This window comes from Litoreibacter sp. JB4-2, from assembly GCF_055693445.1.
The window spans coordinates 3,912,356-3,938,571 of record NZ_CM146334.1; the positions used below are offsets into that span (position 1 = coordinate 3,912,356).

A 26,216-nucleotide genomic window follows, 5' to 3' on the forward strand; every position below is an offset into this window, starting at 1 on the left:
TTCGACACGCCCCGCCTGCAAACCGGGCGCTTGATTAAAAAACACGCCAAATTTCCCAGGCGCGTCGCCGCGTTAATCATAATGACTCTTAACCGTTGATCGAGCCGTCCCCAGGTCTCAACCTAGTCGCATTAATCTGTGTTAATTTTTTGTATCCCGAGGGTCCCATGCGCCTATCATTTCTCCTATTTCTTATTATTCTCCCCATTCCCATCCAAGCTGCCCCCGTCGATTTTTTTACGATCAACTTCAAAGCGCGCCTCGAACAGGTTGATTACAAACCGGTTTTTTCTGATGCGCGACAAGCCAATGCACGCGTATCCTCCTTGGGGTCACAGCCCGAGCGGCAACCAAATCCCTACAACGTTGCCGTCGGTATGGAAGTGCAGGAACGCATCGAAATCCGTGTAGAGGGGCGCGAAATATCGGCGCGATGCACTTTGGTCTTAGCTTGTCGCGGCGTCTATGATGGTGTGATCGACTTCTATGACCAGTTTTTGTTAACCGATGGCGGCCCGACATCGACCTTGTTTGATCGTCGCAGCATGATGATTTACGAGAACTGGGTTTTGGGCGACCCCATCAAATTGGCCGGATCGCAAAACGATCCATACAGCATGCGCGTCAGCTCAACCTGGTCGATGCGCCAGCTTTGGGTCCAAAAAGTCGGCGTCCAAGTGCCGCTCCCTGCAAGCATCATTCTGTTACTGGGGGCTGTGTTTTGGCTTCCGCTCCTGCGGAAACTAAGATCGCAATAAAGGTATCAATAGGCCTTATGATATTGGTGATCAGCGGTCTTTTGCCACCGCTTTAGCAATATCTTGCCGCCTCATTTTTGACATGTTTCTCGGCTTTGTGAATGGTTGGTTAACCAATCTTTTGCGGAAGCGAACTATTATGTACAAATCCTTTTTCGGCGCACTTGCCGTATCGGTAATTGCGTCAGGTGTTCACGCGGCAACGGCCCCCTATGATTTTTCGGGCCAGACGTTTGACCTCATTTTTGATTTTGACGCCAAGGTGACAGATGTGTCGGATGCTCTGGTGTTCGATTCCGGCCCTGCGAAGCTGGATGTGCCGAGCGCTGACAAGACTCCGTTTTTTGGGTTTGCCAAAGACATGATCAAATCGGGCTCATTGGAGTTACGCGTCAGCTTTGATGCTTGGGGCACGACGGTCGAAAAGGCAGCATGCGATATTGGCGGTTTCAGTTGTCTCTATGCAGGTATCGAAACGTTCGAGTTGCCGACACCGTCGAGTACGTTCGCACAGTTTGAGTCAACCGACTTTACCAACGCATCGTTTTTCGAATTGGGTAAAGGTGGCAAGGGACGCCTTGACGAGGAATGGGACGAGTCCGAAGGGCTGCTTATCAGAAGTGTCGCTCTGGAGTTCACGGATGTCTCCGTGTCGGGCTTTCCAAGCCTTGCTGTTGTGCCATTACCGAGCGGATTGCCTTTGCTAGCGGGCGGTCTGCTGGTCTTTGGCGCAGTGTCGCGTCGTAAAAACAAATCAGTTTAGACCGCGGCTTCCGCGAATGCGGCGCCGTCACACCACTAAAATGAGCCCGCCAGAGCGGGCTTATTTCGTCTTTGAGCTCAGTAAGTAAGCTTTAGTCCAGCGCGACCAAATCGCCCGCAGATTGCCGACCGTCGCGGCCTTCAATCATTTCGTACTGAATTTTCTGGTCATCACGCAGCCCGGTCATCCCGGCGCGTTCTACAGCAGAAATATGGACAAAAACGTCTTTTCCGCCATCATCAGGTGCAATAAACCCAAAACCTTTGGTCGTGTTGAACCATTTTACGGTGCCAGTGGCCATACCGCTTCTCCTTCTTGCTCCGCCCAGATCATCCGGCGGACTGGTGGCTGTCAGTCTTACTTTGGACATCCGCATGAAGAAGAGGGCCGAAACGTAAAGTCTGTGTCACACTTCCAAAAATAGTTGGTTAATGTAAAAAATCAACGACAAGGCCTTCGGGATTCCCTCTAGGCGGGTTATCGCTCAGTGTTTTGGGCGCAAATGATGGAGGCTTTTCCGTGAAATTATATGGCATCAAAGCATGCGATACGTGTCGTAAGGCGCTGAAATCATTGGAAAGCGCCGGCCACGACGTTGAATTTGTTGACGTAAGGGAAGCTCCTTTGCCGCCTTCCACGCTTGAGCGGTTCGCTGAAAAATTTGGCGATGCGTTGATGAATACGCGCTCTACGACCTGGCGCGGACTGGACGAAAGCGAACGCGCCAAGCCTGCCTTGGACCTTCTTGCCGCACACCCGACCCTGATGAAACGCCCAGTGATTGAGGCTGACGCGCTATATTTGGGATGGAAGAAGGACGTCCAGGACGCCCTTCTTTAATCAGCGTAAATCAGGCGGGGTCGCATCGACCGCCAAACTTGACACGACGTCGATGAGCGGTTCGACCTTGGTGTGCTTCTCACCCAGACGCCGGACCGTAACGGTTTGCTCCTCAACCTCTTTTTTCCCGACGGCGAGGATATACGGGACTTTGGCCACGGAATGCTCGCGCACCTTATAGTTGATCTTCTCGTTGCGAATGTCGGCCTCTGCCCGGATGCCCGCAGCTTTCAAGGTCTCAACTGTTTGCCTCACATAGTCATCGGCATCCGACACGATGGTGGCGACGACCACCTGTCGCGGGGCCAGCCAGAGCGGCAATTTGCCCGAATGTTCCTCAATCAAAATGCCAATGAACCGCTCGAAAGAGCCCAGTGTTGCGCGGTGCAGCATGACGGGGCGATGCTTCGCGCCATCCTCCCCGATGTAATTGGCGTCGAGCCGTTCCGGCAAAACGAAATCGACCTGGTGTGTCCCGCATTGCCAGTCTCGGCCGATGGCATCGGTCAGTACAAATTCCAGCTTGGGCCCGTAGAACGCGCCTTCGCCAGGGTTCATTTCCGGCTCAATCCCTGCTGCGCGGGTGGCCGAGAGCAGAGCCGCTTCGGCCTTGTCCCAAACTTCATCCGAGCCCGAGCGCCTCTCTGGGCGGTCCGAGAATTTGACCCGGAAGTTTTCAAATCCGAGGTCTTTGTAGATGGAAGACAGGAAGTCGATATAGACGGCTGTCTCGCTCTCGATCTGGTCTTCGCGGCAGAATATGTGGCCGTCATCTTGGGTGAAGCCACGCACGCGCATGATGCCGTGCAAAGCGCCGGAAGGCTCATACCGGGCGCAGGAGCCGAACTCGGCCATGCGCAAAGGCAAATCGCGATAGGATTTCAAGCCTTGGTTATAAACCTGTACATGGCACGGGCAGTTCATCGGCTTGAGCGCGTTGACCGCCTTTTCGCGCGCATGATCCTCATCCACCTCGACGATGAACATGTTCTCTTGGTACTTTTCCCAATGACCTGACGCTTCCCAAAGGCGGCGGTCGACCACTTGCGGGGTGTTCACTTCGACATAGCCACCTTTGCGTTGCTGGCGGCGCATGTAGTCTTGCAGCGTTGTGTATATAGTCCAGCCATTGGGGTGCCAGAAGACCTGACCGGGGGCCTCTTCCTGCATGTGGTAGAGGTCCATTTCGCGGCCCAGTTTGCGGTGGTCGCGTTTTTCGGCTTCCTCAAGAAAGTGCAGATATTCTTTGAGCTTCTCTTTGTTCTGGAAGGCCACGCCGTAGATGCGTTGCAGCATCGCGCGGTCTGAATCCCCGCGCCAATAAGCGCCAGCGACGGACATGAGCTTCCAGCTATCGCCGGGCACTTGGCCTGTGTGTTGCAAATGCGGGCCGCGGCACAGATCCTGCCAATCGCCATGCCAGTACATGCGCAAGGGTTCGTCCCCGGGAATGGCGTCGATCAGTTCAACTTTGTAGGGCTCGCCATTGTCTTCGTAGAACTTCACGGCGCGGGCGCGGTCCCAGACCTCGGTACGCACCTCGTCGCGCTTGTTGATGATCTCTTTCATCTTTTTCTCAATCGCGCCGAGGTCTTCGGGTGTGAACGGCTCCGCGCGGTCAAAATCGTAATACCAGCCGTTTTCAATCACGGGGCCGATGGTGACTTTAACGTCGGGCCAGATCTCTTGCACTGCGCGGGCCATGATATGGGCCAGATCATGGCGGATCAGCTCAAGCGCAGGGGCGTCGTCTTTCATTGTATTGATCGCGATGGATGCATCTTCATCAATCGGCCATTGCATATCCCAGTGCTGGCCATTGACCGTCGCGGAAATAGCCTTTTTTGCCAGCGATGTCGCGATGGATACGGCGACCTCTGCAGGGGTTACACCGGCGTCATATTCGCGGGCGTTGCCATCGGGGAAAGTCAGGGAAATAGAGGCCATCTTGGGCGTCTCCTCGTCTGTTTGGCGCCTACAAAACGCCCGGTTGCGGGTTATGTGTTCAGCTCTTTTACACCGGGTTTCTGGCGGGTCAAGCGCGGTCGTCGGTATACAGCTGCATGCGCCATTTTCGACATAATTCATGCCATTTGCGACAATTTGGCATTGTGCGTAAGCGCATGGCGTGGTGTATTGTTGCCTATAGGAAACCTACGAAACATTAAAGTTGGAGTGGATATGCCCGCCTATAACAAGACATTTGACCTAACACCTAATGATTTGGATTTGATCGAAACGGCCTTGCGCGACAAGCAGCGGCAGATGGTCGACGAAGCGTCAAAAGGGTGCGAAGTGAATGAGGCGGCTGTACGCGGAACGCACGAATTGCTGGGCCGGTTGCACAATCAAAAAGTGTTCTACCGCCCGCGCACGGAAGCCTATATCGGCGGGTAGTTGTCACCGTAGCCAAATGAAAAACGGCGGCTCTTGGGGCCGCCGTTTTTGGTTTTCATTTCGACGTTTTCTAGCGCGCCATAAAGACCTGACTTGCAAGGACCAGAACGCAGATCCAGCCCAGTGTGAAAATGATCGGGCGCGCCGGGAATTTGGTCCAGCCGGTCGTGTATCCCACGGCGTGACCAACGCGAAGCCAGAAAAATGCGATGCAAATCCAGTAGGTTATGGCGTTGAACCCGCCGACCCGGTCGAGCAGCAAGACGATCACCGCAAAGGGCAGGAATTGCTCCAACAAGTTAAGATGCGCGCGGTATGCACGGTGTACCCACGGTCGATGAAAAGACGGATCGGGTGGGCGCGTGAACCCGTCAGGGGCGTTCGCCGGGATTGACCCTTTTGGCGCGCTGTTCACTCCAATGATATAGGGCATCCAAAGGGTCGCGGCGAGGATCGACAGGCACGTGAGAATGCCCAGTTCGGTCGGAAAATCCATTTCAGCCCCCATACCCAAATTTGGCGGTTTCGCCGGTTTCCAGGAATGTTTTCAGCCCGGCTGCCATGCGGTGCCATCCATCCGCGACACCTTCCTGACCCGCCGGGATATCATAGTGTTCAACCGCGAATTTGCAGAAATCTCCTTGTGGCTCGATGAGGTAGTCAAAACGCGATTTGGTCATGTCGGGACCTTCCCATTTCGGCTCGAAGGTCGAGGAAATCAGGGTCTTCGGTTCCTGATGCGTTTCGGTGCAGATCAACATCACACCGCCGTCGGGCGTGTGATAGGTGAGCGTGTTTCCGTCTTTGGTGATCTTGTCACACACAAAGTGGTATTGCGCCTCTTTCTCCGGGTCGGTCAGGGCGTCCCACAACGCGTCTTGCGTGCAGCGGATATAGGTTTCCATCCGGAAATCAGGTTTCTCAGTCATGTCAGCAGCTCCTTCTAACTGTGTTTTCAGGTCCAGAACGCCGCGGATCAGGGGTTTTGCCAGCAGCGGCTCCACCCAGCGATCCACGACCTCCTGCAAGGGCAGGGCGTTCAGGTAGTGATGTTTGAAGCGCCCAACTTTCTTGGTCGTGATTAAATTTGCTTCCTCCAAAACTCCCAGATGTTTCATGACGCCAAACCGGGTCATGTCGAACTGGACCTCCAGCTCGCTAAGTGTCTGGCCGTCTTTCTTGCGAAGACTGTCCAGAATATCGCGCCGGGCGGTGTCGTTGAGGGCTTTAAAAATCGCGTCCATGGAATCGCTTATAGGTGACTAAATAATCACGTGACAATAGAGTCACCTAAATAAATTATCTGACGCGATGTTGCGGTTCCCTTTGAGACACGCCTCGCATAGGCTTTGCCCCAGACAGAGGGGAGACGCGCTATGCCGTCGTTTTTGCAGACAAAATCGGACCGCAAGATCGCCTACCACCGGCACGAGGGAACGGGTCCTGGCTTGGTTTTTCTGGGTGGTTTCAAATCGGACATGGACGGCACTAAAGCGGTGCATTTGGAGGCTTGGGCCCGCGCCCAAGGCCGCGCTTTCTTGCGATTCGACTATTCCGGACATGGCAATTCGTCCGAGGCGTTCACCGATGGCTGCATTGGCGATTGGGCCGAGGATGCGGAGGCTGCTATCACTGGACTGACGGAGGGGCCGCAAATCTTGGTAGGGTCCTCAATGGGCGGTTGGATTTCGCTTTTGATGGCCAAACGTATCCCAGAAAAAATCGCTGCTTTGGTCACGATTGCGGCGGCTCCTGACTTCACTGAAGACAGTATGTGGGGCGGGTTTACAGCTGCCCAGAAAGCTGAGCTGGAGGCGGGGCAGGTCGCGTTACCCTCGGATTATGGTGAGCCTTACATCATAACCAAAAAGCTGATCGAAGACGGGCGCCAACATCTGGTGTTGCGCAACCGGCTGGAATTGCCTTTTCCGACCCGCATGTTGCAAGGCACAGATGACGCTGATGTCGATATGTCAGTGGCATTGCGTCTGATTGGGCATGCAAGCGGCGATGATATGCGTTTGGTCGTACTAAAGGGCGGTGATCATCGGTTCTCTGATCCCGTTGCGCTGAAATTGATCGAAGACGCCATCCGCAATGTGATTGAGGTAACCGGATGAGGTCATTTGGCAGATGGCTGGGACGGGTGCTGCTGGGATTCGTGATCGCGCTTGTTGCGATTTGGATATTCTGGCCACGCGAACCGGTCGATACGGATATTCTTTTTGACGCCAGGGTGTTGCCCGAAAATCTGGATGTGTATCTGGCGCAATCCGAGGCGCGCTATGATGACATCAATGACGGTGTCGAAAAACGCATCATTTGGGCCGGGCAGGAGGGCGCGCAGACCGACTTGGCAGTGATCTATGTTCACGGATTTTCGGCGACCTCAGAAGAAATCCGCCCTGTGCCTGACATGATCGCGGCAGAATTGGGTGCCAATCTGTTCTACACGCGGCTGCGCGGCCATGGGCGCGGCGCACTTGCCATGGCGGAACCGGTCGCTGGCGATTGGATGGAGGACATGGCCGAAGCACTGGCAATTGGCAGACGTTTGGGCCGTGAAGTGATAGTGTTGTCAACCTCCACCGGCGGCACTGTTGCAGCGATTGCGGCCAAAGACCCGATGCTGCGCGAAAACGTAAAAGGTATCGTCTTTGTCTCGCCGAATTTTCGGATCAAGAACCCAACCTCCACCATTCTCGAATGGCCGTTGGCGCGCAGCGTCAGCACAATGATTGCAGGAGCAGAACGTAGTTTTGATCCGCAAAATGAAGGCCATGCCAAATACTGGACGACGATCTACCCGACCACTGCGCTGATCCCCATGGCGGCAATTGTGAAACATGCACGCGACGCGGACTACGCCGATGTGCCGACGCCGGCCTTGTTCGTGTTTTCCGATGACGACGCGGTCGTCGATGCCGAAACTACCCGCGCAATGAGCACCAAATGGGGCGGCCCCGTAACACTCGCGCCGCGCGTCATGGGCCCGGAGGATGACCCATTTAACCATGTCATCGCCGGCGATATCCTGAGCCCGAGCCAAAACGTGGACACGGTTGCATTGATACTTGATTGGATTGGAACATTGCCATGAAGCTGGACCAACGCGTCAGCCTGATCACTCTGGGCGTCGAAGACATGGACCGCGCCGCGTCGTTCTATGAGGCGCTTGGGTGGCAACGCGTCGAAAGCCAGGACGGCGTGATTGCATTTGATCTGATTGGACAAACCTTGGGGCTCTATCCGCGTGCCGGCCTAGAAGAAGAGCTTGGTTTGCCACCGGGGTCTTTGTCAGGCCGTGCGGCTATGTCTTTGGCCTACAATGTGCGTGAAAAGGAACAGGTGGCCGAGGTGCTCGACCTTGTGAAAACGGCCAAAGGCAAGGTGCTCAAACCCGCGCAAGACGTCTTTTGGGGTGGCCATCACGGCTATTTTGAAGACCTGGACGGGCATCTTTGGGAAGTCGCGTTTAACCCGTTTTCGCCCCTGAGCGAGGACGGGGCGTTTCGCTGGAACGGACACGGCTGATGCGCAAACCGGCTTCCATGTGGTCGCTGGAAACGCTGGGCAGAGTGCGGCTATCAAAGTATTTTTTCATGCGGGAATTTCTCTTTTCCGAGATTTCCAACTTTCACGAAAAGAAAAACATTCCTGAAAATCCAGACCTGGCTATTGAGGTCGGACGCGCCTTTTGCACAAAACTTCTGGATCCGCTGCATGAGACTTTTGGATGCGTTTCGGTTCGGTCAGGTTACCGGTCACCGACGCTCAACAAGTTTGGGAATGAGAATAAGCTCAACTGCGCGCGCAATGACTATCCTGGGGAATGCCACATCTGGGATCGGGGCATGGGCGACGCGCGCATCGGGGGCGCTTCGATTGTGATCCCATGGTTTGCCGATCAATATGCGCAGGGCCGCGATTGGCGTGACCTGGCATGGTGGATACACGACCACATCCCCTACTCGGAACAATGGTATTTCCCCAAGCTCGCAGCCTTCAATCTCACGTGGGAGCCGCATCCGCGCCGCACGATCTCTAGCTACATCGCGCCGCGTGGCAAGCTCTTGGCAGCCGGTGCCAATCCGGATGAAGCTTTGGCGGATCGCCAAAAACGTTACGCCGATTTTCCGCCCTTCCGTGGCGTCACACAACCCGCTATTCCTGCGCCAAGATAGGAGTGTCCTCAATGACTTTGCCCAAAACCCCGTCCTTTCGCCTTGATGGAAAACGCGCGCTGGTGCCCGGTGGATCGCGCGGCATCGGGCTGGGGTGTGCCGTTGCCTTGGCTGAGGCGGGCTCCCATGTTGTCATCGCTGCGCGGGGCAAGGAAGCTGTCGATGCCGCCGTGGCTGAGATGGTCGCTGCAGGCATGTCAGCAAAGGGGATCGCGTTGGACGTCACCGATTTGGATGCGGTCAAAGAAGCGTTCTCTGCACATGGCCCGTTTGACATCTTGTGCAATTCCGCAGGGCTGGCGCGTCATTCCAAGACTGTGGATACCGATCCTTCGGATTATGATGCCGTGATGTCGATCAATGTCAAAGCGGCCTATTTTTTGGCGCAGCAAGCCGCGATTGGCATGAAAGATCGCGGCGGGTCAATCATTCAGATTTCCAGTCAAATGGGGCATGTTGGCGGGCAAGAACGCGCCGTTTATTGCGGCACCAAACATGCGATTGAAGGTATCAACAAAGCCATGGCGATCGAATTTGGACCTGACAATATCCGGGTTAATTCCGTTTGCCCGACCTTCATCTTGACGCCATTGACAGAGGCCACGTTCGCCGACCCAGCGAAACGCGCTTGGATTGATGAGAAGATAAAACTGCCTCGCGTTGGAGAAGTGGCAGACATTATGGGCGCCGTCGTTTATCTCGCGTCCGACGCCTCCAGCCTTGTGACTGGCACCTCAATTTTGGTCGACGGAGGGTGGACCGCCGGTTAGGGGTTTCGGCGCTCTCTTTTTCGTGATGATATCAGAGAAAAAGGGGGAGTAGTCATGACCATCAAAACCACCCATGTTGGCAGCTTGCCACGTACGCAAAAGGTTGTGGACCTAATCTTCGCGCGTGAGAACGATCAACCATTTGATCAGGCGGAATTTGATGCGGCAATGACCAATGCCTGCGCCGCGACGGTAAAGCGCCAAGCTGATGCCGGGATCGGTATTGTGAGCGATGGTGAGACCTCCAAGATCAGCTACGCCACATATGTTAAGGATCGTTATACCGGGTTCTCGGGAGACAGTCCGCGCAACGCGCCGGGGGATCTAAAACTGTTCCCGTCATTCCTAAAACGGCTTGCTGATGATGGGGGCACACCGCAATATGCGCGGCCAATGTGCACCGGAGCGGTCAAGTCGAAAGGTCAGGATGAGCTGCTGGCCGATATCAAAAACCTCAAGGCCGGGATAGCGACGCATGGCGTGTCAGAGGGCTTCATGAATGCCGCTTCACCAGGTGTGATTTCGTTGTTTTTGCAGAATGATTTTTATCCCTCGCGTGACGAATATCTAGCCGCTTTAGCCGACGCCATGGCTGAGGAATACCGCACCATCGTGGATAGCGGGCTATACCTGCAGCTCGATTGCCCAGATCTGGCCTTGTCGCGCCACATGCTGTTTGGGGACCTCAGCGACGACGAGTTTCTTAAGATCGCCGGAACTCATGTGGAAGCGCTCAATCACGCTTTGGAAGGCATCGACCCAAGCCGCGTACGTGTTCATATCTGTTGGGGCAATTACGAGGGCCCGCATGTATGTGATATCGACATGGCGAAGGTCTTCCCGACCTTGATGAACGTAAATGCATCGCAGTTGCTCTTTGAAACGTCCAACCCGCGTCACGCCCATGAATGGACCGTGTTTCGCGACCGGGAGGCAGAGATCCCGGATGACAAGATTTTAGTCCCCGGCGTTGTGGATCTCGACTACAAACTTCGTCGAACATCCGGAAGTCGTCGCACAGCGGCTTGAACGTTTTCTACCTTTTATGGGTGCTGAGCGAGTGATTGCCTCGTCAGATTGTGGTTTTGGAACATTTGCCGGGTTTGGTGCTGTTGATCCTGATATCGCCTATGCCAAGCTCGGATCGCTCGTGGAAGGTGCTGAAATTGCCGGGGCGCGTCTGTGAGCGAGCCACTTATCCTGCGCCCGGCGGTGAAAGAACCGTTGGTTCTGCTGCCGGGAATGATGTGCGACGCGCGACTTTATGGGCCGCAAATCAAAGCACTTGGGCAGGACCGCGCTATCCATCTGCCTCCTGTTGGCCAGCACGATAATATCGAGGCCATTGCGCGCGACGTCTTGCGCGATGCGCCGGACCGATTTGCCTTGGCAGGGTTATCATTGGGCGGAATTATTGCGATGGAAGTCGTCCGCCTTGCGCCGGAACGGGTTAGCCGGTTGGCGTTGATGGATACCAACCCTCTGGCCGAGACGCCGCAAGTCGCGGCGAATAGGGAGCCGCAAATCGCGCGCGTCATGGCCGGGCTTTTGCCTGAAGTTATGCGCGAGGAAATGAAGCCGAACTACCTTGCCGATATTCCAGAACGCGATGCCATTCTCGATCTGGTTTTGGAAATGGCGCTCGATCAAGGGGAGGGCGTGTTTTTGCGCCAATCCCGCGCGCTGCAGAAACGCCGTGACCAGCAAGCCACCTTACGAAAACTGCATGTGCCGACGCTGATCCTGTGTGGCGAGGATGATGCGCTTTGCCCAGTGCGCCGCCACGAATTCATGGCGGAACTTATCGAGCCTGCCGAACTTGTCGTCGTTGAACGTGCTGGCCATTTGCCGACGCTGGAACAGCCCGACCGTCTGACGCAAGAAATGTCGCGATGGTTGGAAAGGCTTTAGGGTAACTTAGCTGGCCAAGCGCCCTGGTTTATTCGCAACGACCGTTTTCTTGGCCGTTTTGCGCGCTGTCTTCGTAGGCTTCTTAGGGCGCGTATCGCTATTGGCGTCGATAAAGTCCAGAACCAACGGACGAATATTCTTACGCCAACTTTTCCCAGCAAAAATGCCGTAGTGGCCAGCACCATCTTCCAGATGGCTCGCCTTTTTCGCGTCTGGAAGCCCGGTCAGCAAATCAAGCGCTGCGATGCATTGGCCGGGTGCCGAGATATCGTCTTTCGACCCTTCCACGGTTTTCACGGCGACGTCGGTGATTTTGCCAATATCTACTTTGGTGCCATTGACGACAAAGGCATTTTTGGCGATCTCGCGCTTTTTGAAGATGCGTTCCACGGTGGAGAGGTAGAATTCAGCAGTCATATCCATGACAGCGAGGTATTCGTCATAGAACTTGTTGTGGCGGTCATGATCGCTGGCTTCGCCTTTGGCGATGCGCAGGATTTGTTCGGTAAACGCTTTGCTATGGGTTTCGGCGTTCATCGACATGAAGGATTGCAGTTGAAGCAAGCCCGGGTAAACCATCCGGCCGACGCCACTATATTTAAAGCCCACGCGCTGCAGGGCAGTTTGCTCTAGTTGGCCCATCGTGATGCGGCGGCCAAAGTCGGTCACGTCTGTAGCGGCTGCGTCTGGATCAATTGGGCCACCGATCAGGGTCAAAGTAGCAGGTTGCGCCTCGGGGTCTTCGCTCGCCAGATAGGCCGTTGCGGCAAGCGCCAGCGGAGCAGGTTGGCAGACTGCGATCACATGGGTGTCCGGACCCATTTCACGAATGAAATCAGCGAGGTAAAGCGTGTAGTCTTCGATGTCGAATTTGCCTTCGGAGACAGGGATATCGCGGGCGTTGTGCCAATCGGTAATGTAAACCTCAGCGTCAGGTAGCAGTGACAATACGGTCGAGCGTAGCAAGGTCGCATAGTGGCCCGACATCGGTGCCGCTAGCAAGATTTTGCGCGGCTTTGCGGAGCGTTCTGTGACTTTAAAGCGGATCAAATCGCCAAAGGGGCGGGCCAAAACGGTTTCAACCTCGACCAAGTGATCTCGACCATCTTCGCCTACGACCGAAGGGATGTTCCAGTCAGGCTTGGCAACCATCCGCGCAAATGTGCGCTCTGTCACCTGGCCCCAAGCATCGAGCATTTTGAACATTGGGTGCGGAGCCATGGCAACGACGGGGTGCGCTCCAAAGGCTTGCGCAGTTGCTCCAAGCCATTGATTTGTAAGCCGCATCGACTCCATCAGATCATATGTTGCCATGTACTTCACATCGGGCTCCTTTCGCAGCTATCATAGCTGCAATACCAAAAACACATCTACTCGTCATACCAGCAGGAGGATACTACCGTGTTAAGGGTATTATGCATCTGCAGCATCAACACTAGAGCGGAAGAATTTCGATGACAACTGAAAGTAAAGAACCTGACGAGATACTTTCAGAAGAGCGGCTTGAGCGCCTCAACGCGAATTTGGCGCGTATGGATGAGTTGAGCAAACGCCTTGTGTCGGCAATGGGACGCAAAAAACACGCCGATCACGGGCTGCAAGGGCCGGGGCAGGAGCTTTATGCAAAAGCCGCTGCCGCCTATATGGCGGAGATGATGTCGAACCCGGCCAAGATCATCGAACAGCAGGTCGGGTATTGGGGAAAATCGCTAAAACACTACGTTGAGGCGCAACAACAGCTTGCGACAGGCAAGCTGGAGCCGCCGGAAGACACAGGCCCCACGGACCGTCGTTTTAAGAACCCGCTCTGGGATACGCATCCCTATTTCAATTTTATCAAGCAGCAATACCTCTATTCCAGCGAAGCTATCACCCAATCGATGGGCGATCTGACTGGGTTGGAAGGCAACGACAAGGACCGTGTAGCGTTCTTCGCTCAGCAGATCACGGATATGATGGCACCGACCAATTTTCTGGCCACCAACCCGGACGCGTTGGAAAAAGCGGTTGAGACAGACGGGGAGTCGCTGGTTCGGGGGCTCGAAAATCTGGTGGCGGATATCGACCGCAATGATGGTGACCTGCTGGTCAGCCTCGCCGATGAAAGCGCATTTGAAGTCGGTGGCAATATCGCAACAAGCGACGGCGCAGTGGTCTTTCGCAACCGTATGTTCGAGCTGATCCAATACACCCCCACCACTGAGAAAGTGCATGCGACCCCACTGATCATCTTCCCGCCATGGATCAATAAGTTCTACATTATGGATTTGAAGCCAGCCAATTCACTGATCAAGTGGATCGTTGATCAAGGCTACACCCTATTTATCGTGTCTTGGGTTAACCCAGACGAGACATATGCCGAAGTTGGCATCGATGACTACGTATCGGACGGCTATTTGGCTGCGGTGAACGAGGTTAAGAAGATCACCAAACAAGAACAGGTCAACGTCGTCGGCTATTGTATCGCTGGTACCATGCTGTCGATGGTTTTGTCGCTGATGGAAAAACGCGGCGATACGTCGATCAAATCCGCCACTTTGTTTACTACGCTCACGGATTTTGAAGATCCGGGTGAGATGGGTGTCTTTTTGGATGATGACTTTGTTGATGGGATTGAACGGGAGGTGGCTGACACCGGCTACCTGGATTCCTACCACATGTCGCGCACCTTTTCTTACCTGCGCGCCAATGATCTGATCTATCAGCCTGCAATCCGAAACTACATGCTTGGGGAGGGCCCGCCGGCCTTTGACCTTCTGTATTGGAACAGTGACAGCACCAACCTGGCCGGACGCTTCGTGGTCGAGTACCTGCGCGCGCTGTGCCAGAAGAACAAATTTGCAAACGGTGAGATGGAGATTTTGGGCGAAACTGTGAGCTTGGATACGGTTCAGCACCCAGTTTGTGCGATTGCCTGTGAAACCGATCACATCGCTGCCTGGAAGGGCTGCTTTAACGGAGTCAAACAGTTCGGTTCCAAAGACAAGTCGTTCATCGTGTCGCAATCCGGTCATATCGCCGGCATCATAAATCCGCCGTCCAAGAAGAAATATGGCCACTATACCAATCCGCGCGTTGCAGGTGCGCCGGAAGAGTGGTTGCAAAGCGCTGACTTTCAGGAAGGGTCGTGGTGGCCGCGCTGGGAAGGGTGGCTCAAATCGCATTCTGGCGGACAGGTCAAAGCGCGAATCCCGGGAATAAAATCTCATCCAGTTTTGGCAAAAGCCCCCGGAACCTATGTTTTGCGAAAGGTAAAGACTTCTGAATAAAGCAGAAAATCTCACCAAAATTTTTTTGCTGCACCGCAGAAAAAATGCTTGAAATGCTGCGATGCAGCGTCTATCTATGCTGCAGACGCAAACAGAAGCGGGACCATGGATTTAGGTCCCAACCTATTCGGAGACTAAACCAATGGCTAAACAAGCTGACTTCACTAAAGCATTCGCAGACATGACATCCGCATTCCCAGTCGACATGACTGCGTTCAACGATGCCTTCAAAACAACCGCCGCTTTCAACGAAAAAATGTCGAAAGTAGCATTGGACGCCGCAGCAACATCCGCTGAGCTGTCTTCTAAGTTCGCAAAAGAAACAATCACCAAAATGACTTCGGTCACTAAAGCGCAAAAAGAGCCGGCTGACTATTCCAAAGCCGTGACTGATTTCGCTTCGGCCCAAGCTGAATCTGCTGCTGAGCACATGGCTGCTTTCGCTGAAGTTGCGAAAAAAGCGCAAATGGAAACTGTTGAGCTGCTGATGGCTGCTGGCAAAGACGCTTCTGAAGAAGCAACTGCCGCTGTCAAAAAAGCGACTGACGACCTGACCGCCCAAGCTAAGAAAGCTGCCAAAGCAGCCTAAGCTTAATCGGTTCACGAGTTCCGCGATCCTGATCCTCCCTCATGGATCGCGACTTTGAGAAGGCGCGCCAATTACGGCGCGCCTTTTTATATTTCGCGGGGTAGGTGGCAGGCCTTTCTTTTCTTTCGCAGCTGCGCTAGCGTTTTCTGCACTGCAATATTGGGAGAGTTTGCATGGCCACGTCCGAAAGCACACCGTTGCTCATTAAACGCTATGCGAGCCGCAGGCTCTACAACACTGAGACCAGCGATTATGTGACCCTAGATGACATTTCAGGTTTCATCCGCGAAGGGCGCGATGTCCAGATTGTTGACCTGAAAAGCGGCGACGACCTGACCCGGCAATACCTGCTGCAGATCATTGCCGAGCGGGAAAGCCGTGGCGACAACGTGCTTCCCACCAATGTGCTGACTGACCTGGTGCGCAGCTATACCGAGGGCGCACAGACGATGGTGCCAGATTTCCTCGCGGCAAGTTTCGACATGCTGCGCGACGGGCAGGAAAAGATGATGGAAAGCATGTCCTCACCGATGGGTGGGATGCCTGGCTTTGATCAGATCAAACAGCAACAAGAGGCCTTCATGAAAACGATGATGGGGGGCTGGGCCGCGGGCTCTGTCCCGCAACCTGAGGCTGATGATGACGACGATACCACCAGCCCGACTGAGTTGGAAGAAATCAAGAAGCAACTCGCTGATATGCAGGCCGCCCTGTTGAAAATGGGAAAGTCGTAAAAACGTAAACGCTGTGTTTCCTGTGGATATTCTCGCTTTTTAAATCATTTTGGGACAGGCTTTAGGCATGTCCCAAGTTTCAATTAGTGAGTATCCAGATTACGCGACCTCCGAAAAAGTAGTAGATGGCTTTGTCCATTTGCTGGGCATCGGCGCGGCACTGGTGGCCGTAACGGCGTTTCTGACGCTCCATGGGGGCGAAATGGACGTGCCCGTTCTGGCGGCGCTTGGGCTCTATGCGACCAGTCTGATAGTGCTGCTTGCAACCAGCTATTGCTATCACATGACCCCATGGGAACATTTGCGCGAAGGCTTGCGTCGGGCAGATCAAGCCATGATTTTCGTCAAGATCGCAGGAACTTACACGCCGTTTGTGGTCGTTCTGGACACTGGCTTCGGCTATGCAGTGCTGGCTGTGGTCTGGTTGTTGGCGCTGTTTGGCGCAGGCCGGCGTTTGTTCACATGGCGCCGCCCGGGTGCGTTTGGACCGTTCATATATCTGGGTTTAGGCTGGATCAGCGTGACGCTTATCTGGAATATTTCCCAAGTCTCAGCGACGGCCGGATGGTGCGTCGTTGCAGGTGGGCTCACCTATACAATCGGCATTTACTTCTTCCGCTGGGAGACGCTGAAATACGCAAACGCGATCTGGCACGCATTTGTGGTGGCAGGGTCAGCCTTGTTGTTTGCCGCCGTGTGGTTGTTCGCAATCGCTTAAGTGAGTTCGCCGAACACCTGATCCAATGCGGTTTTCAGCTTTTCAAACATCTCGTCCATCTGCGGTTCGGTCATGACGAAGGCCGGGCACAAAACCACGGCCTGACCCAGCGGGCGGCATATGAGCCCATGATCCGTGCAGGTGTTTGCGATACGCTCCGAAACGCTGAGATGGCCCTCAAACGGGGTCTTTTCATCCTTGTTACGAACAGCTTCAACAGCCCCCATAAGACCCTTTCCGCGTGCTTCGCCTATATTTGGATGCTCAAGAAGCCAGTTTAGTCCGGCCTCAAATTTCGGGGTCAGGGCGCGCACATTCTCCATCAATCCCTCATTCAGGATCACGTCGATCGCTTTCAACGCAACTGCGCAACCAACGGGGTGGCCGGAGGCGGTGAAGCCATGCGGGAACTCTTCAATCGCGTCTGAGGCCGCTTGCAGCTTGTCGGTTAATTCGGGCCCAAGGATCACGGCACCCATCGGGAAATACCCGGCCGTCAGGTTTTTAGAGCTGATGATTGCATCGGGCACAAACCCGAAAGCGTCGCTGCCCCAGACCTCCCCGCAGCGGCCAAACCCGCAAATCACTTCATCCGCAATCAGCGGGATGCCGTGTTTTTTCAAGATCGGCTGGATCGCTTGGAAATACCCATCCGAGGGCGGGATTACCCCGCCTGCGCCCATCACCGGTTCAGCAAAGAAACCGGCAATCGTGTCCGCCCCTTCGCGGGCAATAACGTCTTCCAGTTCTTGGGCCAGGCGCGCCGTGAAATCCAGCTCGCTTTCCCCGTCATGCCCTTCGCGCCAAAAATGCGGGCAGGTGAGGTGGACGAACCCATCCAATGGCAGGCCAAACACCTCGTTATAAGGCTTTCCAGTCATGGAGGCCGACACGGCCGTCACCCCGTGATAGCCATTCTTGCGCGTCAGGATTTTGCGCCGTTCGGGTTTGCCTTCGCTGCCGCTTAGAAACCACAGCATCTTGACCATCGTGTCATTCGCTTCAGAGCCGGAGTTGGTGTAGAACACCTTGCCGCGCTCAAACGGAGAGACTTCAATCAGCTTCTCGCTCAACATCACGGTCTGGTCGGACATGCGCCCGAAAAACGCGTGATACCCGGGAAAGCGATCATATTGCGCCTTTGCGGCCTCTGCGAGGCCTGGATGATCGAACCCCGCGACCATGTTCCAAAGCCCCGAATTCGCGTCGAGATATTTGCGCCCATGGACGTCAAACACGTAAGGTCCCTGACCATGGGTCAGCACGACCGCGCCACGGCTCTCAACAGAAGGTAAATCTGTGAAGCCGTAGAAGGAATGGGCATCCGCCCGGGCTTCCCATGAATTGGGGGCGTCATCGCGCATTTGGGGTCTCCCTGAAGATCAAAAATTAGGCTAAAGGGTGCGGCACGGCGGGGCAATCCGTCTTGAACAAAAGGTGGAACAGATGGTCGACACTCCGGGCAAAATCACGCTGTGGCAGGTCGAGATATTCGTGGCGGCGGCTGAAGAGGCCTCCATCTCCGCCGCCGCCCGCCGCTTGGGCGCGTCAAATTCCGCCGTCAGCCAACAATTGTCGAACTTGGAAAGCGCATTGGGCACGCGGTTGTTAGAACGTTCTGAGCGGCCAATGCCTATGACGCCGGCCGGCGAGATGTTTCTCAAACGCGCCCATGCGATCTTGAATGAGGCCGCGCAAGCGACCGCCGAACTCACTGTCGCAGACATGTCAAACCGCGTGCGTTTGCGCCTTGGAATGATCGAAGATTTCGATGCGGATGTGACGCCTGCTTTGTTGATGCAATTGTCAGAAACCATGCCCAAAGCGCGGTTTTTGCTGGAGACGGGGGCTAGCCATCGTCTGCTTGATAAGTTGGAGACACGAGGCCTCGATGTAGCCGTGACTGCTGAACCCACTGATCTGGCCGCCGCCCTTGAGGTGCATCCGCTGCTGCAAGACCCCTATGTGGTCGTCGCGCCGAAACGGCTGATCCGTGACCCCGACAAGATGCTCGATGTACTGCGCACGCATCCGCTCATCCAATACACTTCGCGCCACGTCATGGGACGCCAGATCGCGGCGCATTTGACACGGCACAATCTGGTCCTGTCGCATCGGTTTGAGCTGGATAGCTACCATTCGATCATGGCGATGGTTGCGCGCGGCGAAGGCTGGACAATTCTGACCCCATTGGGCGTGATGCGCGCCAAGCGTTTCATGGACCGGGTGGAGGCTTTCCCGCTGCCTTTCGCACCGCTCAGCCGCCAGATTTCACTGATAGCGCGGCGTGATGATGCCCATGATATGGCGAGTACGCTTGCCGGGCAGCTGCGCCCGTTGATTGCCGAAGAAATTTTGGAATTCTGCCATGGCCGTATGCCGTGGCTAGGCGATCAAATGCGGGTGTTGGGCTAGCCTTTCACCGACTGAGCTGCGGCGATAAGTGCGTCCGCGACATAATCTAGGTCGGGTTTCGTCAGCCGCACGGGCAAACGCACATCGCAGGCCTGCGCCAGCATCGCGCGGGTCATTGGCAGGTCTGGTACTGGTCCGTCAATGAACTGCCAATTCCAAAACGCGCGCGCATTGTCGGTGCTGAGCCCGAAGACCTGCGCCCCTATGCCGCGTGTTTTTGCAGTGCTGAGAAAGGAGCGAGCCTGTTCTTCGGAAAAATCGACCAGGTTGAATTGAATTGAATCTGGTGCGCGGGTCTCGGGGCCTAGTGGAGCGGGGACATCAAAATAGCCGCTCGCTTGCAGCTTGGCCGCCACATAGTCGTGATTGGCCAACCCGTCGCGCACACGGCGCGGCAGCTCTGCCAATTGTGGCCGAATGACTGTCGCGCTCAGGTTCTGCATGCGCAGATTGTAGAGCGGCAGTTTGTTTTGCCACTTTTGCGCAGCATCAGCGATATCGCCATGCTTTTTCCAGTTGTGTTCATAGGCGCCAGACATGATCACGGCGCGCGCAACAAGTTCCGCATCATCGGTGATTAGGATGCCGCCTTCGCCTGCGTTGATCATCTTGTAGGATTGGAAAGAAAAGCATCCTACATGGCCAAGCGTGCCGATTTTTTGCCCGTTCCAGACCGTGCCTAGCGAATGTGCAGCGTCTTCGATCACTGGTAGGCTGTGCTTATCGGCAAGCGCTAGAATTTCGTCCATGTCGGATGTGTGGCCACGCATATGGCTGATCAGGACGGCATCAGCGGTTTTGATTTTGGCTTCGAAATCAGCAAGATCAATGCGGTAGTTCATCCCAACTTCAACTAGAACAGGTTGCATCTCAGCGTGCACGACCGCTGATGGCACTGCAGCAAATGTGAAGGCCGGGATCAGCACTTTCGCGCATTTTGGCAAGTCCAATGCTTTGAGCGACAAGAACAAAGCTGCCGAACAGGACGAGACCGCGAGCGCGTATGTCACGCCCATCATCTGCGCAAACTCTTGTTCCAGAAGTGCTACCGGAGCGTTTTCAGGCGCGGTGTAGCGGAACAAATCACCGGATCGCAGCAGTGCCTCTATCGCGGCTTTCGCAGCTTCTGGAATAGGTTCGGCTTCGTGGAGGTCTGGGGCTTCGGACGGAAAGTCGCGCATGACATGCACCTTTTTCGAAAACACAGTTTCGGAATTTCGGTAACATCATTTTTGATTGTCGTAAAGTTTTTCTACACGCCCAACCTGTCACGCATCGCATACCAAGACATGGCGAGCGCCAGGATCGGTGTCCGGAATGCCCCGCCGCCCGGGAAGGTCGGGGTAGGTAGCGCCGCCAAAAGATCAAAAGCGGCTGACGGCGCCTCAGCCATGATCTTGCCAGCCAAAGTGGCAAGCGCGACACCGCTTCCCGAATATCCGCTGGCGACGAAAATGTTAGGCGCAGGGCGGGCCAGATAGGGCAAGCGTGACATGGTGATCGCCAAAGTGCCGCCCCAAGCATAGTCGATTTTGACATTGGCCAATTGCGGGAACACCTCAATCATCGGCTTGCGTACCTTGGCGGCGATATCCTTTGGGAAGCGGTAGCCATAGCTTTCGCCGCCACCGAAAAGCAGCCGATTGTCTTCGGTTTTGCGGAAATAGTTGACCACGAACCGGTCGTCATAGGCGCAGTGATCTTGGCTAAGAATGGATGGGCCGCGCGCACCAAGCGGCTCAGTCGCAATAATGAAATTGTTAATCGGCATCACACGGGCGCGGGTGCCGCGATCCAGGCTGGTGCTATAGCCGTTGGTCGCGACGACGACCTGATCTGCGCTGACCTGACCTTGATCACAGCGCGCGACAGCGGGCGCGCCCTGCGCTAGGTCATGGACGCGCGACAGCTCAAAAATTCGCACGCCTGCGTCGCGGCAAGCCCGCGCCAAGCCAAATGCATAGCGCAGCGGGTCCAGATGCCCGCCTGCCATGTTAAGCGCGCCGCCCGCATAGGCATCGGTTCCGATCAACCCGGAAATTTCTGCGCGGTCCAAAGCTGTGACCGACATATCGCCGAACACATCGCGCGCATAACTGATGGAGCTTTTTGTATGCAATGCGTCGCGTTTAAACCGGTCAGCATGGATCACGCCGGGGCGGTAACCCGCGTCAGGGGCGTGCTTGGCGGCCAAGTCGCGGGTCAACACCGCAGCTTCCTGAGCGAGCGAAAACAGTGCTTTGACGTTCTCCAAACCACACATCTTTTCAAGCTCTTGCGGATCGAGGTTGAATGTCGATCCAACCTGTCCACCATTGCGACCCGAAGCGCCAAAACCCACGCGCTGTGCTTCGAGTAGCACCACATCGCGCCCGGCCTTGGCGGCATGCAAAGCGGCTGACAACCCGGTATAGCCGCCACCGATCACGCAGAGATCTGCCCTGATCCGCCCTTTCAGTTGTTTGAATGGATCCAGCGCTTGGGCGTTTGCCGCGTAGAAGCTCGCCGGATAGCTGCCGCGCCGGTCATTGGCGTCGAGCAGGTTCATACGTTCAAAAGCAGGTGCTCGCGTTCCCAGGGGGAGATCACTTGCAGGAATTCATCATACTCAGCGGTTTTTACGATGGAGAAAACGCGCACGAACTCTGGATGAAGAATCTCCGCCATTTCCTTATTTGCGCGGAGTAGGGCGAGCGCGGAGAACAGGTCGCGCGGGATCGTATCATCCCCGTCATAGGCGTCGCCCTTGAACATTTTGCTCGGTTTGATTTCGTTCTTCAGACCCAGATATCCGCAGGCCAGCGAGGCGGCAATTGCCAGATACGGGTTGCAATCCATCCCCGCTAACCGGTTTTCAACCCGACGCGCGGCAGGGTCTGATACCGGAATTCGGATACCTGTCGTGCGATTGTCGCGGGCCCATTCAAGGTTAATGGGGGCCGCATGATCTTTCACATAGCGCCGGTAGCTGTTCACGTAGGGCGCCATCAGCGCGATGACGGAGGGCAGATGCTGTTGCAACCCGCCGATGAAATGTGAAAACGCCGGGGTTTCAGCGCCGCGCGGCCCTGAAAAGATGTTCTTACCCGTCACACTATCAACGATCGAATGATGGATATGCATGGCCGAGCCGGGTTCACCTTTGATCGGTTTGGCCATGAAGGTTGCAAAACAGTTGTGACGTAACGCGGCCTCGCGGATTAGGCGTTTGAAATAGAAAATCTCATCTGCCAGTTTCACCGGGTTGCCGTGACGCAAGTTGATCTCCAATTGACCTGCACCACCTTCTTGGGTGATGCCGTCGATCTCAAAACCCTGGCTTTCGGCGAAGTCGTAGATGTCGTCAATGACAGGCCCGAATTCGTCCACGGCTGACATGGAATAGGCCTGACGCGCGGCGGCTGGTCTGCCAGAGCGGCCCATCATTGGCTCGATCTCTTCGGCCGGGTTGATGTTGCGCGCGACCAGAAAGAATTCCATTTCCGGGGCGACGACCGGCGTCCAACCCTCTTTTTCATAGAGCGCACAGACCCGTTTCAGCACATTGCGCGGTGAATAGGGCACTGGCGCGCCGTCCTGAAAATAGGCGTCGTGGATGACTTGCAGGGTCCAATCGCCGGTCCAGGGGGCAACTGTGGCCGTGTCCATGTCGGGCTTCAGAACCATGTCGGGTTCGGTAAATCCCTCTTCGCCCGCAGCTTCACCCCAGCCGCCGGTGATGGTTTGAAAATAGATCGAATTGGGTAGGAAAAACTGTGATTGACGTGCGAATTTGGAGGCCGGAACGGCTTTGCCCCGCGCGATCCCCGGCAAGTCCGCGATCACGCATTCCACCTCGTCAAGCCGGCGGCCTTCGAGATAGGTTTGTGCCGGTTGGGGCAAGGCGTCGGTCCAACTGTCAGGCATGGCTGAGCGCGCGGGCGTTTAGGAAGAAAGACGCGATCTGTTCCGCAATCTTGACGTTGTCATCCGGTTCCGGCGCTTTTTCCGCGGCGCGGTCCAAAAGCTGATCGTCATAATCCAGCGTGCCGCGCTTTAGTGTCACGTAGTCTGCAATGATTGGCCCCGCAAATTCGGGATGCGGCTGGATTGTAAAGGCGCGGTTGTCATAGATCAGCGCGGCGTTTTCACAAAATGTGTTCCCTGCGATGGGCGTGGCACCTTCGGGCAAGCGCGTGACTTGGTCTTGATGCCAAGCATTCAGCCTGAGTTGCCCCATTGCGCCGAAATCATACTCATTCAGCCCCAGCGCCCAACCGCCATCAAACTTTTCGACATGCCCACCCAAAGCCTGCGCAATGATCTGATGGCCAAAGCAAATACCCACCATTGGCACTGCGTCAGCATAGGCGTCGCGGATGAAGCGTGTCAGCGGTTCTATGAACGGATGATCCTCATAGGCGCCGTGTTTTGAACCAGTCAGCAGCCAGCCGTCGCAGGTATCAATGCTCGCAGGGAACTGCATTGATTCAACATCGTAGTTTTCAAAGCTGAACCCGTGCCCAGCCAGTAATTTGGCGAACATTTCGGGGAAGGTGCCATGCTTGAGTGCGACCTCTGGCATGGTGTGGCCGCATTCGAGAATGCCGATTTTCATGAGGGCCTCTTAGACTTGGTGGTGCCACAAAGGGTAGCTGAGCGTTTAGACCGTGTCGAGGTAAAGGTCGGTCCGCTCTGCCTGACTGAGGCCGGCGTCGTTTTGCAATTCTTGCCGTTTTGTCATCACAAAGTTGGTGATCAGTTCGGGCGGAAAAATGCGTGCGATCAGGGCGTCAGTCTCAAACTGATTGATTGCGGCGCCCCAATTGCTCGGCAACTGCGCGAGGTTGGCGTCGTAGGCGGAGCCCGTGATCGCGGCGGGGGCCGCCATGCGATCCTCAAGCCCCACAAGGGCCGCGCCCAATACAGCGCTGAGCATCAGATACGGGTTGATATCGCCGCCAGCGACGCGATGCTCGATACGCCGCGCAGTGTGATCGCCGGCAGGGACACGAATGGCGGCGGTCCGATTTTCATACCCCCAACCAATGCCCGTTGGCGCATGCGATCCAGGTGTGAACCGGTCGTAGCTGTTGGCATGGGGCGCAAAGATCAAAGTTGAGCCGGGCATCGCAGCCAAGCAACCGGCAATCGCGTGACGTAAAGCTTCGCTGCCCTCATCGCTGCCATCGTCGAAGATGTTTGCACCGTCGGCATTGATGACGGAAAAATGCGTGTGCAGGCCCGTGCCACTGTGATCGGCATAGGGCTTGGCCATAAAGCTTGCAGCGAAACCATGTTTGCGTGCCAGCCCCTGCGCCAATTGTTTGAACAGCCACGCATCATCGGCGGCTTTCAAGGCATCCGCGACATGGGTCAGATTGATCTCAAACTGTCCCATACCACCTTCGGAAATCGCGGCCTCGGCGGGGATGTCCATAGCTTCGCATGCGTCATAAAGCTCGGTGAAAAACCCGTCAAACGCATCGAGGGCACGCAGCGACAAAGTTGCTCCAGCGGCGCGACGTTTGCTTGAGCGCGGCGATTTCGGTGGCCGCACTTCGTGGCCCGCATCGTCAATGAGGTAAAATTCAAGCTCGGTCGCCACGACCGGGGTCCATCCATGAGCGCTGTACCTGTCGAGCACGGATTTCAACGCGTGGCGCGGGTCACCTACGAAAGGCGTCCCGTCATCGTCAAACAACCACATGGGCAGCATAGCGGCGGGTGTGTCGAGCCATGGCATTGGAACGAAGCCGCGCTCGGTGGGCTTCAATACGCCGTCCACATCGCCGCTTTCAAAGACCAGCGGGCTGTTTTCGATGTCATGGCCGTAAATATCGAGGTTGAGGATCGAGAATGGAAGACGTGTCCCTTCCGCCAGCAATTTCGCACCAAACCGTGCGGGCATACGTTTTCCACGGGCCTGACCGTTCAGGTCGGCGACAACCGCGCGCAGGCTGCGGATTTCGGGGTGATCTTTCAACCAGGTTTCCATGGCGCCCCTTCTGGCAGCGTGGTGCTAGCTGCGTCAAGGGAGGCGCGATCTTAGCCGTTCAGGCGTTCGATCACCCGTTGGCGGGCCAATGCGCTGTCGCGGTCGTTGATGCCCAGCAATGGGGCCACCAGTCGGATCAGGCTGTCTTCATCGTCTGACCGGGCGCCGTCGGCGAGGGCGAGTTCCCAGATATCTTCGATGACGCTGTCGCGGTGCTCGTAGGCAGTGTGGTCCTTGATGGCGCGGGTGAAGCGGACGGTGTCGGGGGCCTCAGATTCCAGTGTCTCGGCCTCCCCGCGCAGTTTGGCGGCGTCGGCATCATTCAGGCTGTAGCGGCGGCCCAGGATGACGTCGATGCGGGCGCTTTCGGAGGCTTGATACTGGCCGTCGGTGCGGGCGAGGCGGACCAGAAGGGCAGCCAGAGCTAGGCGGGCGTCGGGTTCGGGCAGGGGGGTCTGGTCGTCGCCTGTCAGGGCTTTCAGCAGGGCTTCAAACATCAGGCGTCGTATCCTTCGATGATGATCAGATCGCCGGTCGCGACTGGATCGCGGAACGTCTTGGCGTGCTGATATTCGGGGCTGAGGTAGCAGGCTTTGGCGGTCGCGAAATCCTTGAATTCGACGACGACGCTGCGCGATTTTTGCTGGCCTTCATGGACCTCCTGAGAGCCGCCGCGGACCAGAAATTTGGCTCCGTATTTCTCGAAAGCTGTGGCGTTGGCTTCGCGATATTTTTCGTACTCGGACGGGTCGGAGACGTCGATATGGGCGATCCAATATCCTTTGGGCATGTACTGTCCTTCCAGTCGCCCCGCATGCGGGGAATTTCATAACACGTTGAAAACCAACAAATTCCAGATTTTCGTTTACCTGATATTAAGCACGAATCTGG

General features: G+C 55.7%; 28 protein-coding genes and 1 pseudogene. 16 read left to right on the forward strand and 13 right to left on the reverse strand.

The genetic code is table 11. The features are described 5' to 3' along the window. The first annotated feature begins 167 nt into the window (after window positions 1–167). Window positions 168–758: a hypothetical protein gene (locus ACZ1G7_RS19630; protein WP_472661098.1), complete on the forward strand. Its 591-nt coding sequence runs from the start codon at window positions 168–170 to the stop codon at window positions 756–758. A 139-nt stretch (window positions 759–897) separates the two neighbouring features. Next, window positions 898–1,521, forward strand: coding sequence for a hypothetical protein (locus tag ACZ1G7_RS19635; protein WP_472661100.1), 624 nt, complete (start codon window positions 898–900; stop codon window positions 1,519–1,521). A gap of 91 nt (window positions 1,522–1,612) precedes the next feature. Here ACZ1G7_RS19635 and ACZ1G7_RS19640 read toward each other — a convergent pair whose 3' ends face one another. After that, window positions 1,613–1,822 (reverse strand): cold-shock protein, encoded by a 210-nt coding sequence (locus ACZ1G7_RS19640; RefSeq protein ID WP_298292475.1) that lies wholly within the window; start codon window positions 1,820–1,822, stop codon window positions 1,613–1,615. Window positions 1,823–2,040: 218 nt separating this feature from the next. On the opposite strand from ACZ1G7_RS19640, the gene ACZ1G7_RS19645 reads away from it, so the two are divergent. Then, window positions 2,041–2,361 carry an arsenate reductase family protein gene (locus ACZ1G7_RS19645; protein WP_472661102.1) on the forward strand — a complete coding sequence of 107 codons (321 nt, stop codon included), beginning with the start codon at window positions 2,041–2,043 and terminating at the stop codon, window positions 2,359–2,361. Here ACZ1G7_RS19645 and thrS read toward each other — a convergent pair whose 3' ends face one another. Then, on the reverse strand, window positions 2,362–4,308 hold the full coding sequence (gene thrS / locus ACZ1G7_RS19650; protein ID WP_472661104.1) for a threonine--tRNA ligase: 1,947 nt from the start codon (window positions 4,306–4,308) through the stop codon (window positions 2,362–2,364). A 234-nt stretch (window positions 4,309–4,542) separates the two neighbouring features. Between thrS and ACZ1G7_RS19655 the strand changes: the two genes are divergently transcribed. Continuing rightward, window positions 4,543–4,758 (forward strand): hypothetical protein, encoded by a 216-nt coding sequence (locus ACZ1G7_RS19655; RefSeq protein WP_472661106.1) that lies wholly within the window; start codon window positions 4,543–4,545, stop codon window positions 4,756–4,758. Between the two features lie 70 nt (window positions 4,759–4,828). Here ACZ1G7_RS19655 and ACZ1G7_RS19660 read toward each other — a convergent pair whose 3' ends face one another. Both ACZ1G7_RS19660 and ACZ1G7_RS19665 read right to left on the reverse strand, forming a co-directional pair. After that, entirely contained in the window at window positions 4,829–5,254 is a 426-nt protein-coding gene (locus ACZ1G7_RS19660) for an MAPEG family protein (protein WP_472661107.1), read from the reverse strand. A gap of 1 nt (window position 5,255) precedes the next feature. Then, window positions 5,256–6,002 (reverse strand): ArsR/SmtB family transcription factor, encoded by a 747-nt coding sequence (locus tag ACZ1G7_RS19665; protein ID WP_472661109.1) that lies wholly within the window; start codon window positions 6,000–6,002, stop codon window positions 5,256–5,258. A gap of 132 nt (window positions 6,003–6,134) precedes the next feature. Between ACZ1G7_RS19665 and ACZ1G7_RS19670 the strand changes: the two genes are divergently transcribed. The 7 genes and pseudogenes from ACZ1G7_RS19670 to ACZ1G7_RS19700 all read left to right on the forward strand — a co-directional run bounded on the left by ACZ1G7_RS19670 (window position 6,135) and on the right by ACZ1G7_RS19700 (window position 11,623). Further along, window positions 6,135–6,878, forward strand: a complete 744-nt coding sequence (locus tag ACZ1G7_RS19670; RefSeq protein WP_472661111.1) for an alpha/beta hydrolase — start codon at window positions 6,135–6,137, stop codon at window positions 6,876–6,878. Then, on the forward strand, window positions 6,875–7,858 hold the full coding sequence (locus ACZ1G7_RS19675; protein WP_472661112.1) for an alpha/beta hydrolase: 984 nt from the start codon (window positions 6,875–6,877) through the stop codon (window positions 7,856–7,858). The genes ACZ1G7_RS19670 and ACZ1G7_RS19675 overlap by 4 nt, the downstream gene beginning before the upstream one ends. Before the next feature lie 2 nt (window positions 7,859–7,860). Then, the gene (locus tag ACZ1G7_RS19680; protein WP_472663768.1) at window positions 7,861–8,292 is read left to right on the forward strand and encodes a VOC family protein; all 432 of its coding nucleotides are present in this window, start codon (window positions 7,861–7,863) and stop codon (window positions 8,290–8,292) included. 17 nt (window positions 8,293–8,309) lie between these two features. Beyond that, window positions 8,310–8,942: a hypothetical protein gene (locus ACZ1G7_RS19685; protein WP_472663769.1), complete on the forward strand. Its 633-nt coding sequence runs from the start codon at window positions 8,310–8,312 to the stop codon at window positions 8,940–8,942. A gap of 11 nt (window positions 8,943–8,953) precedes the next feature. Continuing rightward, a complete protein-coding gene (locus ACZ1G7_RS19690) occupies window positions 8,954–9,712 on the forward strand; it encodes an SDR family NAD(P)-dependent oxidoreductase (protein ID WP_472661114.1) in 759 nt (252 codons plus the stop codon). 54 nt (window positions 9,713–9,766) lie between these two features. Then, a pseudogene (locus ACZ1G7_RS19695) lies at window positions 9,767–10,898 on the forward strand (cobalamin-independent methionine synthase II family protein). 56 nt (window positions 10,899–10,954) lie between these two features. Further along, window positions 10,955–11,623, forward strand: a complete 669-nt coding sequence (locus tag ACZ1G7_RS19700) for an alpha/beta fold hydrolase (protein WP_472663770.1) — start codon at window positions 10,955–10,957, stop codon at window positions 11,621–11,623. Between the two features lie 6 nt (window positions 11,624–11,629). Here the strand turns inward: ACZ1G7_RS19700 and phaZ are convergent, their stop codons facing one another. Beyond that, window positions 11,630–12,946: a polyhydroxyalkanoate depolymerase gene (gene phaZ / locus ACZ1G7_RS19705; protein ID WP_472661116.1), complete on the reverse strand. Its 1,317-nt coding sequence runs from the start codon at window positions 12,944–12,946 to the stop codon at window positions 11,630–11,632. A gap of 131 nt (window positions 12,947–13,077) precedes the next feature. On the opposite strand from phaZ, the gene ACZ1G7_RS19710 reads away from it, so the two are divergent. From ACZ1G7_RS19710 to trhA, 4 genes are all read left to right on the forward strand, one after another. Further along, window positions 13,078–14,892 carry a PHA/PHB synthase family protein gene (locus tag ACZ1G7_RS19710; RefSeq protein ID WP_472661118.1) on the forward strand — a complete coding sequence of 605 codons (1,815 nt, stop codon included), beginning with the start codon at window positions 13,078–13,080 and terminating at the stop codon, window positions 14,890–14,892. 142 nt (window positions 14,893–15,034) lie between these two features. Further along, on the forward strand, window positions 15,035–15,481 hold the full coding sequence (locus tag ACZ1G7_RS19715) for a phasin, PhaP (protein ID WP_472661120.1): 447 nt from the start codon (window positions 15,035–15,037) through the stop codon (window positions 15,479–15,481). Between the two features lie 173 nt (window positions 15,482–15,654). Next, complete coding sequence (gene phaR, locus ACZ1G7_RS19720) at window positions 15,655–16,215, forward strand: polyhydroxyalkanoate synthesis repressor PhaR (protein ID WP_472661122.1); 561 nt, start codon at window positions 15,655–15,657, stop codon at window positions 16,213–16,215. Window positions 16,216–16,282: 67 nt separating this feature from the next. Next, window positions 16,283–16,933: a PAQR family membrane homeostasis protein TrhA gene (gene trhA, locus ACZ1G7_RS19725; protein ID WP_472661124.1), complete on the forward strand. Its 651-nt coding sequence runs from the start codon at window positions 16,283–16,285 to the stop codon at window positions 16,931–16,933. Here the strand turns inward: trhA and ACZ1G7_RS19730 are convergent. Beyond that, window positions 16,930–18,297, reverse strand: a complete 1,368-nt coding sequence (locus tag ACZ1G7_RS19730) for an aminotransferase (RefSeq protein ID WP_472661126.1) — start codon at window positions 18,295–18,297, stop codon at window positions 16,930–16,932. The two genes, trhA and ACZ1G7_RS19730, sit on opposite strands and share 4 nt — an antisense overlap. A gap of 82 nt (window positions 18,298–18,379) precedes the next feature. Between ACZ1G7_RS19730 and ACZ1G7_RS19735 the strand changes: the two genes are divergently transcribed. Further along, complete coding sequence (locus tag ACZ1G7_RS19735; protein WP_472661128.1) at window positions 18,380–19,348, forward strand: LysR family transcriptional regulator; 969 nt, start codon at window positions 18,380–18,382, stop codon at window positions 19,346–19,348. Here ACZ1G7_RS19735 and ACZ1G7_RS19740 read toward each other — a convergent pair. The 7 genes from ACZ1G7_RS19740 to ACZ1G7_RS19770 form a co-directional block, all read right to left on the reverse strand. After that, complete coding sequence (locus ACZ1G7_RS19740; RefSeq protein ID WP_472661130.1) at window positions 19,345–20,529, reverse strand: DegT/DnrJ/EryC1/StrS family aminotransferase; 1,185 nt, start codon at window positions 20,527–20,529, stop codon at window positions 19,345–19,347. The two genes, ACZ1G7_RS19735 and ACZ1G7_RS19740, sit on opposite strands and share 4 nt — an antisense overlap. Window positions 20,530–20,600: 71 nt before the next feature. Beyond that, the gene (locus ACZ1G7_RS19745; protein ID WP_472661132.1) at window positions 20,601–21,896 is read right to left on the reverse strand and encodes an NAD(P)/FAD-dependent oxidoreductase; all 1,296 of its coding nucleotides are present in this window, start codon (window positions 21,894–21,896) and stop codon (window positions 20,601–20,603) included. Next, window positions 21,893–23,254, reverse strand: a complete 1,362-nt coding sequence (locus ACZ1G7_RS19750; protein ID WP_472661134.1) for a glutamine synthetase family protein — start codon at window positions 23,252–23,254, stop codon at window positions 21,893–21,895. The genes ACZ1G7_RS19745 and ACZ1G7_RS19750 overlap by 4 nt, the downstream gene beginning before the upstream one ends. Next, on the reverse strand, window positions 23,247–23,945 hold the full coding sequence (locus tag ACZ1G7_RS19755; protein WP_472661136.1) for a type 1 glutamine amidotransferase: 699 nt from the start codon (window positions 23,943–23,945) through the stop codon (window positions 23,247–23,249). Before ACZ1G7_RS19755 ends, ACZ1G7_RS19750 begins: the two co-directional genes overlap by 8 nt. Before the next feature lie 45 nt (window positions 23,946–23,990). Then, window positions 23,991–25,325 carry a glutamine synthetase family protein gene (locus tag ACZ1G7_RS19760; protein WP_472661138.1) on the reverse strand — a complete coding sequence of 445 codons (1,335 nt, stop codon included), beginning with the start codon at window positions 25,323–25,325 and terminating at the stop codon, window positions 23,991–23,993. A 50-nt stretch (window positions 25,326–25,375) separates the two neighbouring features. Continuing rightward, window positions 25,376–25,822: a tellurite resistance TerB family protein gene (locus ACZ1G7_RS19765; protein ID WP_472661139.1), complete on the reverse strand. Its 447-nt coding sequence runs from the start codon at window positions 25,820–25,822 to the stop codon at window positions 25,376–25,378. Then, the gene (locus tag ACZ1G7_RS19770; RefSeq protein ID WP_472661141.1) at window positions 25,822–26,115 is read right to left on the reverse strand and encodes a DUF1330 domain-containing protein; all 294 of its coding nucleotides are present in this window, start codon (window positions 26,113–26,115) and stop codon (window positions 25,822–25,824) included. The genes ACZ1G7_RS19765 and ACZ1G7_RS19770 overlap by 1 nt, the downstream gene beginning before the upstream one ends. Between the last annotated feature and the right edge of the window lie 101 nt (window positions 26,116–26,216).